The 16,721-nt window shown below is 39.6% G+C and carries 19 protein-coding genes; 4 read left to right on the top strand and 15 right to left on the bottom strand.

Features of this window, described 5'->3' with window-relative positions:
- Nucleotides 1–34 precede the first annotated feature (34 nt).
- Nucleotides 35–589 (top strand): hypothetical protein, encoded by a 555-nt coding sequence (locus HYD_RS00325; protein ID WP_236865179.1) that lies wholly within the window; start codon nucleotides 35–37, stop codon nucleotides 587–589.
- 80 nt (nucleotides 590–669) lie between these two features.
- Here the strand turns inward: HYD_RS00325 and clpB are convergent, their stop codons facing one another.
- The 5 genes from clpB to HYD_RS00300 form a co-directional block, all read right to left on the bottom strand.
- A complete protein-coding gene (gene clpB / locus HYD_RS00320; protein WP_236865177.1) occupies nucleotides 670–3,240 on the bottom strand; it encodes an ATP-dependent chaperone ClpB in 2,571 nt (856 codons plus the stop codon).
- A gap of 213 nt (nucleotides 3,241–3,453) precedes the next feature.
- The gene (rnc, locus tag HYD_RS00315; protein WP_236865175.1) at nucleotides 3,454–4,179 is read right to left on the bottom strand and encodes a ribonuclease III; all 726 of its coding nucleotides are present in this window, start codon (nucleotides 4,177–4,179) and stop codon (nucleotides 3,454–3,456) included.
- Between the two features lie 24 nt (nucleotides 4,180–4,203).
- Nucleotides 4,204–5,082 carry a signal peptidase I gene (gene lepB / locus HYD_RS00310; RefSeq protein ID WP_236865173.1) on the bottom strand — a complete coding sequence of 293 codons (879 nt, stop codon included), beginning with the start codon at nucleotides 5,080–5,082 and terminating at the stop codon, nucleotides 4,204–4,206.
- A complete protein-coding gene (gene acpS / locus HYD_RS00305) occupies nucleotides 5,072–5,470 on the bottom strand; it encodes a holo-ACP synthase (RefSeq protein WP_236865171.1) in 399 nt (132 codons plus the stop codon). Before acpS ends, lepB begins: the two co-directional genes overlap by 11 nt.
- Nucleotides 5,471–5,598: 128 nt before the next feature.
- Nucleotides 5,599–5,907: an HU family DNA-binding protein gene (locus HYD_RS00300; protein WP_236865169.1), complete on the bottom strand. Its 309-nt coding sequence runs from the start codon at nucleotides 5,905–5,907 to the stop codon at nucleotides 5,599–5,601.
- A gap of 232 nt (nucleotides 5,908–6,139) precedes the next feature.
- Here HYD_RS00300 and pdhA point away from each other — a divergent pair, with 232 nt between their 5' ends.
- Nucleotides 6,140–7,174 carry a pyruvate dehydrogenase (acetyl-transferring) E1 component subunit alpha gene (gene pdhA, locus HYD_RS00295; RefSeq protein ID WP_236865166.1) on the top strand — a complete coding sequence of 345 codons (1,035 nt, stop codon included), beginning with the start codon at nucleotides 6,140–6,142 and terminating at the stop codon, nucleotides 7,172–7,174.
- A gap of 45 nt (nucleotides 7,175–7,219) precedes the next feature.
- Nucleotides 7,220–8,179 (top strand): hypothetical protein, encoded by a 960-nt coding sequence (locus HYD_RS00290; RefSeq protein WP_236865164.1) that lies wholly within the window; start codon nucleotides 7,220–7,222, stop codon nucleotides 8,177–8,179.
- Nucleotides 8,180–8,269: 90 nt separating this feature from the next.
- On the opposite strand, the gene HYD_RS00285 is transcribed toward HYD_RS00290, so the two are convergent.
- The 5 genes from HYD_RS00285 to HYD_RS00265 form a co-directional block, all read right to left on the bottom strand.
- Nucleotides 8,270–8,764 carry a hypothetical protein gene (locus tag HYD_RS00285; protein WP_236865162.1) on the bottom strand — a complete coding sequence of 165 codons (495 nt, stop codon included), beginning with the start codon at nucleotides 8,762–8,764 and terminating at the stop codon, nucleotides 8,270–8,272.
- Between the two features lie 66 nt (nucleotides 8,765–8,830).
- Nucleotides 8,831–9,259, bottom strand: coding sequence for a cell wall hydrolase (locus tag HYD_RS00280; RefSeq protein WP_236865161.1), 429 nt, complete (start codon nucleotides 9,257–9,259; stop codon nucleotides 8,831–8,833).
- 3 nt (nucleotides 9,260–9,262) lie between these two features.
- Nucleotides 9,263–9,796, bottom strand: a complete 534-nt coding sequence (locus tag HYD_RS00275; protein WP_236865158.1) for a hypothetical protein — start codon at nucleotides 9,794–9,796, stop codon at nucleotides 9,263–9,265.
- A 17-nt stretch (nucleotides 9,797–9,813) separates the two neighbouring features.
- Nucleotides 9,814–10,671, bottom strand: a complete 858-nt coding sequence (locus HYD_RS00270) for a hypothetical protein (RefSeq protein ID WP_236865156.1) — start codon at nucleotides 10,669–10,671, stop codon at nucleotides 9,814–9,816.
- 84 nt (nucleotides 10,672–10,755) lie between these two features.
- Complete coding sequence (locus HYD_RS00265) at nucleotides 10,756–12,633, bottom strand: hypothetical protein (protein WP_236865155.1); 1,878 nt, start codon at nucleotides 12,631–12,633, stop codon at nucleotides 10,756–10,758.
- A gap of 60 nt (nucleotides 12,634–12,693) precedes the next feature.
- Here HYD_RS00265 and HYD_RS00260 point away from each other — a divergent pair, with 60 nt between their 5' ends.
- Nucleotides 12,694–13,566, top strand: coding sequence for a DMT family transporter (locus HYD_RS00260; RefSeq protein WP_236865154.1), 873 nt, complete (start codon nucleotides 12,694–12,696; stop codon nucleotides 13,564–13,566).
- Between the two features lie 26 nt (nucleotides 13,567–13,592).
- On the opposite strand, the gene HYD_RS00255 is transcribed toward HYD_RS00260, so the two are convergent.
- The 5 genes from HYD_RS00255 to HYD_RS00235 all read right to left on the bottom strand — a co-directional run bounded on the left by HYD_RS00255 (nucleotide 13,593) and on the right by HYD_RS00235 (nucleotide 16,689).
- Nucleotides 13,593–14,129 (bottom strand): hypothetical protein, encoded by a 537-nt coding sequence (locus HYD_RS00255; protein WP_236865153.1) that lies wholly within the window; start codon nucleotides 14,127–14,129, stop codon nucleotides 13,593–13,595.
- 72 nt (nucleotides 14,130–14,201) lie between these two features.
- Complete coding sequence (locus HYD_RS00250) at nucleotides 14,202–14,567, bottom strand: hypothetical protein (protein WP_236865152.1); 366 nt, start codon at nucleotides 14,565–14,567, stop codon at nucleotides 14,202–14,204.
- On the bottom strand, nucleotides 14,564–14,911 hold the full coding sequence (locus HYD_RS00245) for a head-tail adaptor protein (RefSeq protein WP_236865151.1): 348 nt from the start codon (nucleotides 14,909–14,911) through the stop codon (nucleotides 14,564–14,566). The genes HYD_RS00250 and HYD_RS00245 overlap by 4 nt, the downstream gene beginning before the upstream one ends.
- Nucleotides 14,912–14,941: 30 nt before the next feature.
- Complete coding sequence (locus HYD_RS00240) at nucleotides 14,942–15,460, bottom strand: head-tail connector protein (RefSeq protein WP_236865150.1); 519 nt, start codon at nucleotides 15,458–15,460, stop codon at nucleotides 14,942–14,944.
- Nucleotides 15,461–15,471: 11 nt separating this feature from the next.
- Nucleotides 15,472–16,689, bottom strand: a complete 1,218-nt coding sequence (locus HYD_RS00235; protein ID WP_236865149.1) for a phage major capsid protein — start codon at nucleotides 16,687–16,689, stop codon at nucleotides 15,472–15,474.
- Nucleotides 16,690–16,721 lie beyond the last annotated feature (32 nt).

The following is a 16,721-nucleotide window of genomic DNA, read 5'->3' as shown; positions in this document are numbered from 1 at the left end:
TATTAACAAACCGTAAAATTCAAAGGAGCAAAAGATGAAAACCACATCTATATACATAGCATTAGCTATATCCCTGCTGTTATCTACTTCAGCCATCTCTTTCAAACTAGAAAAATTTTCAACTATTGAAATATTGAAAGCTATAACAGAAGAAAAAGGTGCTGAAGACACAGATTTTTACAAATTCGCCACGGAAGCTCTTGATTACTACACTGGCAAAAGTGAAAAAAACAGCAATGGAGGGATTGTGCTAATAGAAGATATATCCCGCTTAGCAAAAAAATTCGACAATCTTAGTTATGAAGGCAACTATGGAGACCTGTATGCATTTAGATTGCTCAATGCGTTCGGTCCACAGTTTGCATCCGATTACGAAAAAATAACATACGAGGAGATGGACTCCCGCGTGCCGCCACCAGAAAAGATCTTCGCGCAAGATGTGAAAGCAGTACTTAACGCGCCAAAATATGATAGCTCGTTGAAAAAAATAGCCTCAGATTTGTTCTCTTTGTTTCAAAAATTCAGCGACAGAAATCCAGATAATCAAAAGAAACAACAAAGCAAAGACCCTCAGGACCAAAACGCATAAACTCACATAGTCTATGAAACTAGTGGCGCGTAAATCATGCGCCACTTCTATTATGGATGCTAATATATTACACATAGCTTTCATAGAACATGCTCTATGCGAAGAACATTATCAACAACATCAGCACGCACTGTTGCCCCATCGCTGATTCTCCCATCTAAGATAAGTTCCGCTATAGGGTCTTGTATGTACTTTTGTATTGATCTTTTAAGCGGCCTTGCTCCATATACTGGGTCATACCCTTTTTCCACCAACCAGTCCACAGCATCAGGCCTAATATCAAGCTCTATTCTTTGTTGAGCCAAAAGGTTATGAAGATACCCTATCTGTATTCCTATAATTTTTCCTATGTCCTCGCGCATCAATTTTTTGAATATCAAAATCTCGTCTAGCCTATTTAGAAATTCCGGCCTGAAATGTGATTTTACAGCGTCCATAACCGCCTTTTTAGAACTTTCTTCAATATCGCCTCCTTCGCCAACAGTTATAAATTCGCTTCCAAGATTAGATGTCATTATTATTATGCAATTCCTAAAATTAACAACGCGGCCATGGCTATCCGTGAGGCGACCATCATCCAAAATCTGCAAAAATAGATTAAAGACATCGGAATGCGCCTTTTCTATTTCATCGAACAAAATAACCTGATACGGACGCCTCCTAACGGATTCTGTCAATGTGCCGCCCTCTTCATATCCAACATACCCTGGAGGAGCTCCAATAAGTCTAGCGACAGAGTGCCTCTCCATATACTCAGACATATCTATTCTCACCATAGCAGAATCATTATCGAACAAAAATTCTGCCAAAGCCTTTGCAAGCTCTGTTTTGCCAACCCCTGTCGGGCCTAAAAACATAAACGAACCAATAGGTCTTGTAGATTCTGACAAGCCAGACCTAGAACGACGTATGGCTTTGCTCACAGCTGCCACTGCAGCGTCCTGACCGACCACACGTTGATGCAATAGCCTTTCCATATTCAAAAGTTTTTCCCGCTCTCCGCTTAACATTTTATCTACAGGAATCCCCGTCCAGCGGGAAACTATTGCAGCAATATCTTGCGAGGTAACCTCCTCTCGCAAAATAGAAGAGCTTTTCCCGCTCTCAGCATTTTTCAACTCATTTTCAAGAGAGGGAATAACACTATATAAAAGCTCTCCGGCTCTTGCTAAATTCCCGTCTCTTTGAGCCGCATCCAGTTCTATTCTCGCTTTTTCAAGCCTTGCTTTCACGCTTTGCATAGACTCTATAGCAGATTTCTCGCTATGCCACTTGCTTGTAAGAACACCAAGTTTGCTTTCTAGGTCTGCTATTTGTTTCTCGCACTTTTCTAGCCGCTTCTTAGATGCATCATCTACTTCTTTTTTAAGTGCTTCTTTTTCTATTTTCAGCTGCATTATCGAACGCTCTAATTTCTCTATCTCTTCTGGCTTCGACCTAACTTCCATACGCCTCCTGCTTGCAGCTTCGTCTATAAGGTCTATCGCTTTATCTGGCAAAAATCGCTCTGTTATATATCTGTGAGACAGCTTAACAGCACTTACAACAGCGGAATCGGATATTCTAATTCCGTGATGAAGCTCATACCTTTCCTTTAAGCCTCTCAGAATAGATATAGCGTCATCAACGCTGGGCTCCTCCACATAAACTGGCTGAAACCTTCTTGCAAGAGCAGCGTCTTTTTCTATGTGTTCTCTATACTCGTCAAGGGTGGTCGCACCTACGCAATGAAGCTCCCCTCGAGCCAAAGCAGGCTTCAGCATATTGGATGCATCCATAGCGCCATCAGTTTTTCCAGCTCCAACTATCATATGTATTTCGTCTATAAAAAGGATGATTTTATTTGCAATCTTAGAGACCTCTGACAAAACAGCTTTAAGCCGCTCTTCAAAGTCTCCTCTATACTTGCTGCCAGCGATAAGTGCCCCTATATCCAACGCCATAACTCGAACATCTAGAAGATTATCCGGAACATCTTTTTGAACTATTCTAAGAGCAAGCCCCTCTATCAATGCCGTCTTTCCGACACCAGGCTCGCCAACAAGGACAGCGTTGTTCTTAGTTCTCCTAGACAAAACTTGTATAACCCTGCGTATTTCTTCGTCGCGACCAATAACAGGGTCAAGCTTTCCTTCGCGCGCCATGTGAGTAACATCTTTCGCATACTTTTTAAGCGCCCCGTATCCAGATTCTGCGTTTTGCGAAGTAGCTTCTGTTCCTTTTCTCATATCGTTTATCCCCCGCTCTAGTTTTTCCCTTGTTAATCCTGATTTTTGCAAAATTTCCCTTGTTGACGAAACTTCTATAAGCCCAATAACTAGAGCTTCTATAGTAACAAAAGAATCGCCCCAAGAATCAGCAAATCTCTGCGCCGCTTCAAACACTTTATACACATTTGCAGAGGCATATATGCTGTCTCCTGCGCCACTTACTTTTGGCAATTTTTCTATATACTCATCGGCAATTCTTCTTGCTCGCTCAGAGTTCGCGCCACTTTCATTTAAAATTTCAGCGGCTATTCCTTCGCTGTCATGCAAAGCTGCCGCTAAAAGATGCTCTGGCAAAAGCTGCTGGTTAGAATTTTTTATAGCTAGCATCTGAGCAGCTTGTATGGTTTGCTTTGCTCTATCTGTGTATCTCTCAAAATCCACATCAGCCCCCACTAATAAAACCTCTAGGCACCACTAACGCTGCCTTTAACATAACGTACACACATACTACGGCAAAACCATGTAAGAAACTTGGTGATACCAACACATAAATTCGCCGCGCATGAGCTCTTCACATACAATTATAACTTCAAAACACGCTAAGTTGGCGTATTTTTTGCCTTTCTTCTCTTGCAAAATTCCAACCATGTTTGTTTATAATTGTTTATTCTTTCTTCCAGTGCCAAATGTTTTTTTCAACGCCCCAAACGCAGCAGCTGCCGCTTTTTGCTCGGCCTCTTGTTTGGAATACCCGCTAGCGGAAAATTTTCCTTCAGGAATACTGACCTCTACTGTAAATATAGGGTTATGTTGGGGCCCAGTTTGTAGAACAACAAAATACTGCGGCAAAGGGCTCTTGCGAGATTGCAAGAGTTCTTGTAGCGCAGACTTAGGGTCAATATTGGAAGTTTCTATGTCTTCTGCGATAAGTGGGCTCCACAACTTTCTTACCACAGAATCCCCAGCAGAAAACCCTCCGTCTATATACACGGCTCCTACTATAGCTTCTACAACGTCGACAAATACTTTACGCGAAGGGTCAAATGCGGATTTGTCAAGAAAAACATACCGCTCGACGCCAATCTCGCTGGCTACCCTACGCATAGCAGTCCTAGAAACGAGGTTTGCATGCCTCCTAGCCAACTCTCCCTCAGAAGCGAACGGATACTTAGCAAGCAGCGCGTCAGCAACAACCAAGCCAACAACACGGTCGCCCATAAACTCCAACCTCTCAAACCTAACCCTAACAGGCCCCCCATGAGAAACCGCCGCCCTAAGAAGAGCAACATCAGAAAACGAATACCCTATAGAATCGCATAACCCAGAAAGGTCGCCCATTTGATCTCCAGCTCGCTCATAGACAAGGTATTGTAACACCATCCACCAGCTTTGTTCTGATATCCATCAATACACCCTGTCAAGAAGGTGCCAATAACGTATATGCATAGGCCAGGTCCACGGCTGAAGTGTTCCAAAACCTTCATCCCCCGAGAAGAACACAAATAGCGCTGGCCCTATGAGCATATCCTCAGGCACGAACCCAAGAGCATCCATAAACCTGCTGTCAGAGGACCCATGTCTATTGTCCCCCATCATAAAATAGTGACCAACAGGGACTTTATACACAGGAGTATTGTCTGCTTCAACGCTGCCAAACTGATTTTGCATAAGTATTAGATGCTTATTCTCAGGACTTTTTTCATCACCAGGAATAGTCTCTTCATAAACATCGCCAGATATATACTCCTGCCCGTCATGCTCTGAGTACTTTTCTTTTACTTTACGGAGATCTGCTTTTTTCCCGTTCACATACAAATACCCATCTTTCACCTGAATTTCGTCACCAGGCAACCCAACGCACCTCTTTACGAAATCTATAGAAGTGTTGGCTGGATAAGCAAACACAATAACATCTCCGCGCTTCGGTTTATACATCTGCACTTTTCGCCCCTTAAAATACTCTATCTTGCTGCCAAAAAAGAAAGAATACCGAGAAAGTCCATATGAAAATTTAGACACAACTATATGATCTCCGACAAGAAGCGTTGGTATCATAGACCCAGACGGAATTTTGAATGGAGAAAAAACCACACACCTTATAATCACAACCATAAGAACAAGAGGCGTTATTCCTACTATAACTCTCCAAACATCCTTAGGGGACAAAGGATTGGACTCGGACAAACTAAGTTCGCCTTTCTTCTTCCCGTATAAAAACCGCTCATAAATGCCTCTAAAAAAACCTTCTTTATCACCGCGCTTTTTTCTGTCCTCACGATTCATGATAATAAACAACAACAAATGCCTGAGCATAAGGATACTCATCGGAAAGGCTTATGTCCAGTTCGAAATTACTTCTCAAAAAATTATACAGAAAACATTTCCTCAGAATATTTTCAGATAGTTCGACATAAGGCTTGCCATTTCCGTCGTTCAATATTTCAATGTCTCTCCACGATACCCCATGAGCAATTCCTATTCCAAGAGCTTTGACAACAGCCTCTTTTCCAGCGAACCTTTTTGCAAAGCTTCTATGTGGAAACGGGCTTGAGAACGCATATATCTCTTCATTTTTCGTAAAAATCCTCGACATAAATTTATTGCCGAAACGAACAATCGCTCTTTCTATGCGCCGTATATCAACTATGTCAGCTCCTACAAATATTTTCACAGATCACCAAAAATAAATCTCACAGAGTTTTATATACCATTGGCGCGAACAATTCTCCATTGCTAGTTACAGTTTTCTGGCACCTGTGACGTTATGTTTAGCACCATTATAAACAATACAAACCCCTTCTACACCCGAACTTTTTCAGCGATTAAATCTTTTAGCTTTCTAGAAGCCCTGAAACTAACACTTTTTCTGGGGCAAATCACAGCCTCTTCTCTTGTTTTTGGATTTCTTCCTAACCTCTTCTTCTTTTTATGAATAAGAAAAGTGCCAAAAGTAGAAATTTTCACCTCTTCTTCTGTGTGCATAGCAACAAACATCTCATTTATTATTGCATCTAGAAGCTGAGTAGCGTCACCCAGAGAAACATCTAAATTATCACGTAAGTGCTGCTTGATTTCAGCTCTTGTAATAGTTCTGTTTTTTATTTTCATTTTTTAATAATCGCGCACATATTATATTTATAATATCGTACATTTTTATAATTAATATTTTGTAAATCCGATTATTTTACGCGGCCTGCTTATTAATAAACAAAATAAATGTTATGGCATAAAGCCAATCAAAACTCGCACCACGCTGACTTTTGAAAACCGAATTTTGACATAAGCTTCAGCTGCGTATTACTATTTCGTTTATATGAGAGAAAACAAAATTTGAGCGTTTATGTCTGTATCCAACGCACCGTGGGAGTCTTTTGAATTTCTAGAAAACAGAGCCGTATGTTTATCTGAACTCTCTGCTGAAAAAATTTATTATTCTATGCGACTTATAAGAAATTTTGAGGACAAGTCGGCCCAGATGTATTCTAGAGGAAAGATAGTAGGCTTTTGCCACCTGTATTCTGGACAAGAAAGCATTGCCGTTGGAACATGCCTAGCCTCTGAAGAACTGGACACTATGATAACTTCCTATAGGTCTAGAGGACATCTTCTAGCAAAAAAAGTCGATCCTGGTGCGTTAATGGCAGAACTTTTCGGAAAAATAGATGGATGTTCAAAAGGAAAAGGCGGAGCTATGCATATGTTCTGCAAAGAGAAGAATTTTTATGGAGGAAACGGGATAGTAGGAGCACAAACATCCATAGGAACAGGTCTTGCACTTTCTCATAAATACAACAATGACGGAGGAGTAAGCCTAATATTCTTAGGAGATGGGGCGGCAAATCAAGGACAGTTTTTCGAGTCTCTCAATATGGCAGCATTGTGGAAATTACCTGCCATATATGTAATAGAGAACAACAGATATGCAATGGGAACATCTGTTAGCCGGGCATGCGCAGGTGAATTATATAAAAGAGGAGAGCCATTTGGTATTCAGGGCCTACGCATAGATGCAACAGATGTCGTTAATGTATATGACGTTACGAAACAAGCGCTTAGCTATGTGAGAAAGCACAGCCAGCCTCTTGTAATAGAAATGATGACATACAGGTTTCGAGGCCACTCTATGTCAGACCCTGGAACGTATAGAACTGCCGAAGAACTGGAGTTAGCAAAAAAGACCATGGATCCAATAGAGATTTTCAAAAACACCGCTAAAAAAAATAAACTATTAAACGACGCTGATTTTGACCTTATAGATGCAAAAGTGCAAAAAGAGATAGATGACGCTACAGAATTTGCGGAAAATTCCGAGTTCCCAAACAATACTGAGTTATACACAGATATAACAGCGTCAAACTGGTTCAATCATAGTTAAAAATGTGTTACATTTTACTCTCGGATCGATTTGTGTTGGAATTTTATGAATATTCGCCAGTCCGTGGCTATTGCCATTTCGTTATGCGTTTTCTCCCAGGTGTCTGTGGCAGAGGATATAAGGGACAAAAAAATTAAAGCTTTAGGGGCTTTGCTAAAGTTAGAGGATGGATGTTCCCATCCTGTATTAGTTAATCAGTTTGCGAGTCTTTGTAAGGATCGGATAAAAGCTCTCAAGGAAGCAAATAGTAGGAATTTTAACGTTGATATAGAGCTTTTTAAAAGGGATGCGTCTACCGTTGGTGATTTCTACAAGATTGTGCGGAATCAAATAGACGCAGACAAGGTGTTTTCTTTTCAAGTTAATGGGTACGGTTTCATTGAAGACATTGTCTGCTACGAAGAGAGTCATGGAGTGGCAAGGAGCTTTAAAGTAAAATTCGTGCCTGCAAAAGGCGATTATAAAGACATTGGCAAATTTTCTCTAGTAAAAGTAAACATGAACAGTGTGAGCTCTGTTTTTTCTGATCTCACAGAGGCCCTAGACTTAGTGGGCCAGCATCCTGGAGCTTGTGAGGATAGCATTGTGAGCTTAAGTGAAGGCTTCTCAAAAGGGTTAAGTATGTATTCGAAACAGAACCTTTGCCATGAAAAGTTTTTCGATACTGGTCTTTCGTTTGACCAGAATGAAGAAATAAAATTACCAGATGATACGGAAATTGAGAAGTTTTTTAAGCGAAAAGACGTAGTGTTTTTGAAAGAAAAATACATAGATACTATCCAGCTCGACTTGTCAGATTTTTTAAAAGAAGATAAAAACCAGAGCATAGATTTTTTAAATGAGCGCATCGCCATTCAGAGGTGTCAAGCAGAATTTTCTTTAAAGGCGCTTAGCAAAATATTGGTTGATTTGAACTGCGAAATAGAGATGTACTGCTCAACGCACAGGAACATAGCTTCGAGCTCGCATGACTCTGAAGAATCGAAATCAAACCAACAGCAGTAATTAATTACTAGTTTTAATTCTTGCACAATTGTGTAAACAAGAAAATCCGGCGACTTAGAGGTCGCTGGGCTTCTTGTTTGAGGTGCTCGTTTAGTCGCAGTCTGGGTAAAATTCGTCGTCCTCATATGATAGACCACAACTTTTCGTTGAAGATCGCTGTTGAGGCCTGCGGTAGTCCGAATAGACGTCCTTTAAACATGCACTAAAAACTCCAGCTATCATAGAGAAAACATTTACAGCGTCGTTTGGAAGAGATTTTCTTAGAAAAATAACGGCGAAAAGACAGCCCAAAAGTCCAACAGTAGCAAAACCTGCCTTTATTTCTGTACTAGAGAACCTTCTATCGATAAAACGTCGCCTGGTGCCACAAGTAGGACACCTAGGAAACAGCATTCTTTTCATTCTCATAGAAAAAAGCCCCATAAGCCCAGCGTTCCTCATAAGCGAATCTAATATATCTGAAGTATCAGATTTTTGCGTAAGCTGCTGTGCAACTGCTTCTGCTTGCGTCAATTGTTCATCGCTAGCTTCAGATGCCAGTTCTGGAAAAGCTCGTACAAAAAAATCCTTAAATGTTGGCGACATGCTCATGGCCCCCTCCCAAATATAAAAACATCATCAAAAAAGCAAGTAAATAAAAAATTATGATTGTTATGCGATATAATAGAAAATGTGCCGCCCTATTCTTGCTGTAGGGGTTCTTCCAAGCGCCCATTTCGGAGTAATTCCATACGCGTGATAATGATTACTCCCTCTTATTATGTCTTTTAGACCGCCTTTTTCTGCCTCGTCGGCAACAGATAGGCAAATCTGATATTCATATGTATTAAACCTTTCGCAACTTTTCATAACCGCAAGATTTGGATTATTAGGTAGCCAACAGGAAAACTGGAACGGCCGCAAGCAAATTTCTTTTATCGTTTCCCCATATTTGGGACTCTTCGCATATCTGTTCATGATTACATTTGCAATAGCAATCGCCGCATCGCTTCCAAACTCGACTATTTCTCCACGAGCCTCTCCGTATATAGTATCAGCGATAAGTATTTTTTCTTCGCTTCCGTAAATACTAATATCCATATGCTATTTCCCCTGCTCAACGGAGACGCGCTGCCAAGTTTTTCCATCATAATAAGCCATAATAATGCCATTATCGATATTAGTAACGCACAATGTGCCTAGCTCAGGATTTTTAGGAAGGCTTTCATTGGAATAAAATCTCATTTTCATACCGCACGATTTCAAAATGCCCTGAACATTAAGGATCTCCTGCCAGAATTTTGGATTAAAATTGTCGCTAACGTGATACGCTAAGCACAGGTGTAAAGAGTCTTGGTAATACACCACATCCATAGAATTGTAACTTTCTTTCTGTTGCCACATACCTCTCGGCCTCCAAGAGAGCACGGGAACGTCGACTTCAGAAAGCTTAGTTCCCTTAGTGCCAAAAATATGTAATTTTCCTTGGTCAACCTTCACAGATGCGATACTTTCTGGAATCCCAACCTGAACTGATTTTTCCAGTTTAGACAGTCTCTCATCAAGATCTCTAAAATTTCCATCAACTTCATCTGCAGTAAGCGGGGCTTTTTTTTCTGATCGATATACTATTGTCATATAGTTCTCCTATCACATTAATTAATAAATGGAATAAAACAAACTTCAAAGCTTTCGTTTGTTTTTCCTTTGCTGTAAGAACACGATTTATATACATACTTACGATCATCATAAACCGCCTCTATTCGCACATATCCAAAATTTATTGCGTCAGCAAGCGATATAGACTCTTCTTTAGACGGCATATAGTAAAAAACAACCGAATCATCTACAAAAGTAAATTTCCCTGAATGACTGTCGCTTTTTATTTCTTCCATTTTTACTATTTGGATACTCGTACGGTTTTGGCGTTCTAGGATAGAAAAAAACATAGCAGAAAACGATTTTGGTCCATATTCTGGAGAGAAAAATCCTCCATATGGGTAAAGCACGACAACTCTAAATTCTCCCGGCGGATCGATAAAAACGTCCGAACCAGTAGTAATTTTAATTTTTGAAACGACGTCATGATTTAAAATAGCAAAAGGCTTTCTGTAAATCACTCTATTTTGTTGAATCAATATTTGAGCTCTATCGGTTTCGTTTAAGCTATCAATTGGTTCGCTTTTACCGTTGCAATAAACGCATGTTCCAGACCCTTCATACATCAAATCCAAGTATTGAACCGGAGCAAGCGCGGCATCAGAGTATAGTTTTCTCGAAGCAAATACGGTATCGTTTTTTAACAACTGAACGCTTGGGTTATTGTTAGCAAAAACCCCAACCGCTTTTACAGATAAAAAAATTTGTTTTGGCAACAATTCTCCTAACTCATAAAGCCGCACTCCGTCTTCAGAAGTGATTTCAATAATTGGACATTCAGAGTTTTCACCGTGAGTGCTTGGAGCTTCATATCCTTCTTCTCCAACCGGAAATACAATTTGATTATTTTTCATAATTATTCCTCCCCAAATATATATATATAATATTTCCTGTTTTTATCAGCCATTTCTTATGTTTTAAATAAATTATAAATTTAATCATAATTTTACTTGTTGTTTAGGCTCATATACAGAAAAAATTTCTGCTTTTATAGAGTGAGGCATTGTTTCCGAAGACGATAGTTTTTGCATATCTACTCGTATTTTAGTGTCTATTTGTTTGAGTATATTAGTATCTATCTGGTTTACGTTGTCATTCCAAACGCCATTCGATATTTGCTCTAGCGCCTCCTCTTGCTTTTCTGGTGGGTTTGACAAGAGGATGTTTTTTATCATTTGATATTCTTTAAAAAATTGAAGGTCTGCGTAAGGATCTGTTGGAGTTTGGTTCCTATATGAGTAATACTCGATCCCAGACAAAGTTTTCGCGCTAGAGTTTTCAACAACTTGCCAATCTTGTTGCGAATATGTTTTGTCGACATAGCTTTCTCCTTCTTGTCTTTTTTGTTTTTTCGCGGATTTCGAACCTACGCTGCAAGTAACTTCAATTTCTACATATATTTTTTTTCCATCGGCAACAAACTTATACGACGAAACTTTTCCAACGGCCTTTCCTCCAGGGATCCTCTTATCAACAATTGATACCTGATCGTCCAATGTTATTTGCGCTAGACTTTCCGGGTCTCCAGAAAAGGATATTTTGAATATTCTAGCTCCTCTATCAAGAATAGCGCGAGCTCTTTCAACAACAAGCTCAAATATTTCGACTCCTTTATCAGTATTAAAAAAAGAGCTATGCACGCTCGGGCAAATATTTTTTTCTTTTTTCCATTTATCTTTATCTTGGTCGAACGACCTACAAGCATAGTGCTCTTTGATAGCCGAGTATATTCCATTAGAACACCTAACGTTATCACCTTTTTTATAAAAAGCCATTGGGTACCAAAATGGTATATCGTCAATCTGAACTATTTTCTGCAGACGAATAAAAGCAGTTTTAGTTTCACACAACGTGTCATTTGGAACCTGCAAAGAGCTTTCTAGAGCAAACGATAAAGTCTCTTTCCGCTTTTGTTTAAATGTCCACATAGCAAGCAGTTCTCCATCAAACCATGTCCTTTTGGCTAGCATTTGCTTATGACTAATTTCCTGCTCACCGGTTTGGCCGCGTTTTCTGACTGGAACACTAATTGCAAACGACCCTGGCTTTCTTTTAAACAGCGAGCAAAACGGCGGCTCTATCTCTTTGATTTCGCTGTATACAACCCTATACCCAGATCGCCCAAAAGTTTCTCCGCTCTTAGGCCACGCCCGCTTAAGACTTTTGCCCGTATACGAATTAACATATCCTTCTTTAAATCTATGCCTTATGAAGTGAAACAGGTTAACAAATCCGCTTAAATGCTGAATCCACTGAGCTTCGATCTGCATTTCCACTTTGATCACAGGAGTTTCAGAGCGAGATTTCAAACTTCCCTCAAAAAAATTTTGAAAATTTATCTCAAAACTCTTATTTCCTTTAAAAAGGTCAGACATTTTGCATTCGCCAGTTACTCTATCCCAATAAAACACAAAATTTGTTGCTGCAATCAGTTCATCTGCTTTCGGATTTTTTCCATATATTAGCTCATCATAAAATTTTTCTTTTTTAAGAATTTCTACAAATTTTTGCTTATCTTTTTCTATTTCAGAGCAAGCAACAAACGAGATTGTAATAAAAGGACCATCTTGTTTTTTTGTTGAATTTTCGAGTTTGCCACGAAAAAGGCAAAAACGCGCATCATTCCCATCGTCATAAACTATCACGCAGTGAGATTTTCGTTTTTCTGCGTCGCTCAGAAAAGAAATAGTAATCTCTGCCTTAGCTGGCAATCCTTCTGAGTGGACGATTTTCATATCAAATATGTTTTCGTCGCTTTTGGAGTGTTTTTCAATTGAAAAAATTTCTTTTTCATCGACCCAGCAAAAATGAATCATGTTTTCCTCTCGTCCTGAATTTGTGGTAGTATGGCTTAACAAATGTTACTTGGCGCAGTTATGTTAAAAAGAAGTTATTATATTGGTGCTTTTTGGATTTTAGTTTCGTGCTTTATGAGTTCCGTCAATGACATGATAGGAAAAATGATGGGCATAAAGATCGGAGGTGGAGAATCCTTATTTTTTAGGTTTTTTTTCGGTGCTGTTGTATTCTTGCCAATAATGTTAATCAAAGGTCGTCAGGCATTTGCTACAAAAAACATGAGCGTTCACGCAATGAGGGCTGCTTTGTTTGCGTTGGCTATGATCCCATGGTCTTACGGGTTAATAGACTTACCTCTACCTATTATGACTGCTATAAGTTTCACGACTCCGCTGTTTGTCGTAGCATTTGCGAAAATGTTTTTACATGAAAATGTTGGGTCCCATAGGATGTTTGCCACAATAGTTGGGTTTGCAGGAATTCTTATAGGCTCTGGCTTTTCTGCTAATGGAGCTAATAAATTTGTGTTGGTTGCTTTGTGTGCAACGGCTATGTTTGCCACACTAGACATAATAAACAAGAGACTTCTCTGCGCCGAAGAAGGCCTAATTCCTATGATGTTTTATTCCACTTTTTGGGCTGCAGTATTTACAGCTCCATTGCTTTTCATAGACTGGAAGACTCCTACTATCCAAGAACTGGCATACTTAGCTGTTCTAGGAGCAAGCGCGAATCTTTTATTTTTGTGCATACTAAGAGCTTTTCAAGCATATGAAGTTTCTGCGCTCCAGCCGCTTCGGTATTTCGAGTTTGTATTTTCCTGCGCACTAAGTGTGCTTGTGTTTGGCGAGTGGCCGAACATGTTGATATTGTTTGGCGTAGCATTAATTGTTCCGGCAGCGATATATCTTGGTTACCACGAACTTTCGCTAAGAAAAAAAGTTTCATAGGTTTCATCCGTCTACGACACTTATGTTTAAATTTCTTCTAGAGAGATTTTTGAAATGGTTGTGCATTTTTGCTCATCGGTTTTCATTTCTACGTCTATCACGATCATCTCAAGAATAGGACGATAACTAATAAATCCTGGCCCTTCGCTCTGATCAAGCTTGACTTGAAATCCCTGCTGAGGATCTTTTAGCTGAAAAATCTCGCCTTCTGTACACAAAAAAACAGACCCTTTCACGGGTCTCCGCTCAAGAACTACGGAGCCTCCTTTTTTCACCTCAGCCGTAACAAGCCTTTGCACACATTCAACACAAACAATATCCCATTTCCATATTCCTTCAAAAGCGATTGGATGATTGTCCTCGCATGTAATAACGGATTTATACTTTTTTATTGGTTTATGTCCAGTATTCGCAAGCTCGCCGTTTATAGTGCGCGCCATGCTCACATTATCCTGAAAAAGCTCAAGAGTTTGCGTACACTCTCTCGCAGCCTTCCAAGGTATATATGAGGCATTTTCATACCCTTTTTTATAAAACCTAAGATCGGTTTGCAATATATCCACCAACACCTCCTTAAAAATACAAAAATACGCAGCTCAAGCAAAAAAAATAAAAAATGGAAATAAGTTATCTGTTTATACTAGCACCTTAATAAAACACTTACACATAACAGTTTTTTGCCGCACCTTAGTCGCGTCCATCACTTTAGGAACAATTTTGTCCACTTTCATTGTAACAACATACTTACCAAGGCTAACAGATTTACATATTGCATTTATAATAGCTTCTTCAATCTCACGCTCTTCTTTTTCCCCGTCATAATCGCTAAATATAGTAAAATGCACGCTAGCTCCTATCCTATCAAACGCATATTCAGAAGTTTGTTTTTCCATATACACATACGGATATCCATCTTTATATTTTCTAGTAACTAAAGGGGCCGTAGATTTACTTCCTATATAAGCATATACCTCATCGAACCATCTATCACTGATTATCATTTTGCCGCCTCCCAAGAAAATGCCCTTATCGTAATGTATCCTTTTTTATATAGCTTAGGAGTGCTAACAATAGGGAACAATTCCACTCCATTATGAACAAATTTATCTGCAAGATTGGCGTTATCTTCTATTCTGAAAGTGAGGTCGAATGCACTGCCAGAATATCTATTTTTTCCGTCTTTTCTAAGAGGATAAGAGATAGAGCATGGACTAATAGCTGCCCACGCTTCTCCGATCTTTTTCCATTCCTCTATGACGCCTCCCAATTTATCTGTTTTTTCCAATCGCTCATACAGAAAAATAACCTCCTTTATATCTCCTATTTTTATCGCATCATTTTCCATACTCGTCCCCTTGTTGTTAGCATTACACAATTATGTCAGCGCATAGCGCTTTTGCGCTCCTGCTATACGTATTTGGTCTAAAAGTTTGTTCCTATCGACCGAGCTTCTGTTTTCGTACAAATAACAGAGCGTATTAAGAACGGCGTGTCTCATGGAGCTAGGAACATCTTTTGGCTCGCTCCCAAATCCGGCCTTATACTTTACCTCCATTCTTACTTTTCTCCACCTAAATGGAACTTCTATGACAAAGCTATCTCCCCTGCTTGTTTTTTTATATTCATCTTCATTAAGTTCCTTGCCATTACACACAACTGAAATTATCTCAGACACTGGGCCATACGGGAGTATGACCCTAGTGTTTTCATGGGACACGTGTATAATTTTTGTAAGCATGCTTCTTTCGAGCTCTTTTTCAACTATATCCGTTGCTGAAAGCATTAAGTGGTCTAAGAGCCAATCGTCCTTATCATGAGAAATCCTCATTATTCCTCTGATCTCTGCTATGCTTAGAAGTCGCTTGTCAGATTCTTTAATAATTTTAATATCCATTGTAATTCTCCTTATGCAGAAAGAGATAGAAGCCGTATAGCGTCTGGGTTAAGAACATCTCCGCCAACGCAACTATAGAAATAAAATTCTATAAATGGCTTAGAAGTATATGGATCACGTAAAATTTGTACCCCGCCGTGATCTGCAATAAGATAGCCTTCTTTAAAGTTTCCAAAGGCAATGACGGGAGACAAGCTTTCGTGGCCTATTCCTGGCATATCGTCATTTATGACAACTGGATATCCGAGAATAGACATCGTTTTCATATCAGCAGATAAAGGTGGTTGCCAAAGATATTGCCCTTCCGGAAGCTTAAGTTTACGTACTTCTGCGAGGCAAGACCGATTCATCATCCACACAGAATCCTCAAGAAAAGCAGCATACTGCATATGCATTAGATCTATAATGGATTTTTCTGGATTTTGCTTCGAAAACGCGTGTTTTTCTCCAGTTTTTATCCCTGCTATTCCTTTGCCAAATTCGGATTTTGCCATAATTTCATAGCTTAAAAATCCGCGCGGAGTATTTCTTCCTTTCCCATTGGTAAAAGCACGATTCTCTTCTGTAGCAATTTGGCGAACTATCCTGTCGATAAGCCACTGTTCGACGTTAGGCGTCTCATCTAAAAGCAAACCAGACACCAAGTGCCTAGCGTAGAGAGAGCTGCATTGTATTTTTATTTTTGCCAATTTTGGGCTGACTGTTTCCGGGTCCGCCTTACCATCAACTTCAGACTCACTCCATTTAACAGCGCTTTTTTCGTCATTATCAAAGATCATTTCATAATTTCTGTGTAAACTTTTGACAACTTTAGAGATCCGCCTCATAGGGGAAAGCTTTTGCAATGCTATATATACTTCATCAGCGACTATATCTGGCAAAAAGTGTCCACCGCTTTCGGGAGCGCCGACACCAATAGCCTTTGTTCTGATAGCCTTCAATTTTCTATCATCTCCCTTTCTGATATACTCAGACAGCGCCTTTTTATGTTCAGCGCTTTTTATGGAATGCTCAGAATACTCGCCTCCGATAGCAGGCCTATTCTGCATGATGTCGAGCTTGTGGAGTTTTTCTTGAGCAGAATCAAGAAAGCTGTTTATTTTATCTAGCTTATCGTCCAACAACACGTCGTTTTCTAGCTTTCCAACTCTTTCATCATTCGAAGATTTAAATTCCTGAAAAGCATATCCGATATCATCAATAGCTTTTTTTATTTCAATCATTGACATAATTTTTCTCCCTTTTTGTTTTTGAATTATCA

The organism is Candidatus Hydrogenosomobacter endosymbioticus (genome assembly GCF_021654655.1).
Lineage (GTDB): Bacteria > Pseudomonadota > Alphaproteobacteria > Holosporales > GW7 > Hydrogenosomobacter > Hydrogenosomobacter endosymbioticus.
This window is presented reverse-complemented; position numbering and strand designations above follow the sequence as displayed.